Annotated in this window: 1 protein-coding gene; it reads left to right on the top strand. The window is 36.6% G+C overall.

What is annotated here, in order from left to right; all coding sequences use genetic code 11:
* Positions 1 to 246 (top strand): immunoglobulin-like domain-containing protein (locus ACH5TX_RS00070; RefSeq protein WP_439337527.1); only part of this gene is annotated, 246 nt, incomplete at both ends.

Below are 246 nucleotides of genomic sequence, written 5' to 3'. Positions count from 1 at the left end.
GGCTGGAAATCCTGCAACACAAGTTACTAGAACGGTAAATGTGATTCCTGATACAACGACACCTGTTATTACTCTTACAGGAGCAGCGTCTATCGATATTAACGTTGGTGATACTTATTCTGAATTAGGTGCTACAGCTTCTGATAATAAAGATGGTGACATTTCTGCAAACATTGTTATTGGTGGTGATACTGTTAATTCTAATGTAGCAGGTACTTATATTATTACTTACAATGTTTCTGATGC

Origin of the sequence: Thalassobellus citreus (genome assembly GCF_044385915.1) — a bacterium.
Classification (GTDB): Bacteria; Bacteroidota; Bacteroidia; order Flavobacteriales; family Flavobacteriaceae; genus Thalassobellus; species Thalassobellus citreus.
Note: the sequence above shows the minus strand (reverse complement) of the source record. Positions and strands in the feature narration are given on the sequence as shown.